A 1,657-nucleotide genomic window follows, 5' to 3' on the forward strand; every position below is an offset into this window, starting at 1 on the left:
TATCAGCGTCAGTATTTCTACTGATACACTAAAAGCAGCAGTGAGAATATCTTGTTGCCTAAAGGGATAACACTTGCGTTAAAGCCTTTGCTTACTATTCCGATGGCTCATCATCAGATGTCACAAATGAGATAGCATGGAGCTCTAGCACACCAGATGTGGCAGACTTCAATGCTAATATTTTAAAAGCAAATTCAGATATCGGTACGACAATTGTTCATGCAACGTATGCCGGCGTAAAAAGTGATTCAAAAGTCATTGAAACAACAGCTGCAACAATAGAATCGCTGAGTATTTCAGCACAAGCTCCTCATACCAGTAACGCAGATATTACACTACCTAAAGGCGTTAACGTGTCGTTTATTGCCTATGCCCATTATAGCGATGGCTCAAGTAAAGATGTCACTGCTCAATCATCATGGCTATCTGATAAACCAAGTATTGCTAATTTTACAAATAATACTCTCGAGGCGAACTCCAATAGTGGTTCAGCAAAAGTTTATGCTTTTTTTGACGGGATAAGCAGTAACACAAAAAGTATCATTGCGACAAATGCAAAAATAGAAAGTGTCAGTATTAAAACAGAGAAGACACCGAATGCGTTAATACTACCAAAAGGAACTCAAATTTCCTTTGTCGCAACCGCTCACTACAGTGACGGCAGTACACAAAATGTTACTGAATTAGCATCATGGATTTCTAATCAGACTCACGTAGCTAACTTCTCAAGTAACAAACTCGACGCTAAAGCCGATTCAGGTAATGTTGAAATATTTGCTTCATTTGGCAACGTAAAAAGCAATACCAAAACAGTCATGGTTACTGCGGCACAATTAACAAAAATCGTTATCAGTAAGACTGGCGATGGAAATATGTTACCAAATGGAACCAACTCAGAATTTAAAGCTATTGCTCATTATTCAGATGGGACAACAACTGACATTACTAATGATGCTTCATGGACTTCAACAACTCCAGAAGTTGCTAATTTTACCAAAAATATTCTTGAGGCAAAGGCTGAACAAGGAACCACAGAAGTAAGTGCCAATTTTAATGGTGTTCAAAGCAACAAGATAATAATTGAAACCTCTCATGCCTTATTAACGCAAGTCACTATCAGTGCCGATACGACTCAATCACCTCTTCGCCTTCCAAAGGGCATTTCTTTGTCTTTTAAAGCTATTGCACACTACTCTGATGGGGAATCTGTCGATATTACAAATAGTGCATCATGGAGATCAAGTGTCAGTAATATCGCGAACTTTACTAAGAATAGGCTGGAGGCAAAAGCTGATACTGGATCCACTCAAGTTAGCGCGTTGTATGCTGGTATTAAAAGTGAACCCATTAATATTGAAGTTATCAGTGCAATACTAGAAAGTGTTTCGATCGAAACAAATAATCAAGACACCACAATTTCGTTGCCTCATGGAACGTCAATCGCATTCATTGCTACTGCTTATTACTCTGATGGTATGGTTGAAGATGTCACAAGTACTGCATCTTGGACATCAAAAGACGCAAATATTGTTAATTTTAATGATAATATTCTAGAAGCCAAAGCAACGTATGGACAAGCCACAGTTTTGCTACTTTTACATACCGTAAGTACATTTTACTGTTTATGCAGATCCAGCAGAGCTCACAGCTCAATATT

General features: G+C 38.2%; 1 protein-coding gene. It reads left to right on the forward strand.

Going from position 1 to position 1,657, the window contains the following annotated elements; translation table 11 throughout:
* Positions 1–158 precede the first annotated feature (158 nt).
* Positions 159–1,657, forward strand: a 1,499-nt coding sequence (locus MED92_RS00005) for a hypothetical protein (protein ID WP_007019395.1), incomplete at its 3' end; no start/stop codon positions are given.

The sequence above is a fragment of the Neptuniibacter caesariensis genome (assembly GCF_000153345.1).
GTDB classification, from domain to species: Bacteria; Pseudomonadota; Gammaproteobacteria; order Pseudomonadales; family Balneatricaceae; genus Neptuniibacter; species Neptuniibacter caesariensis.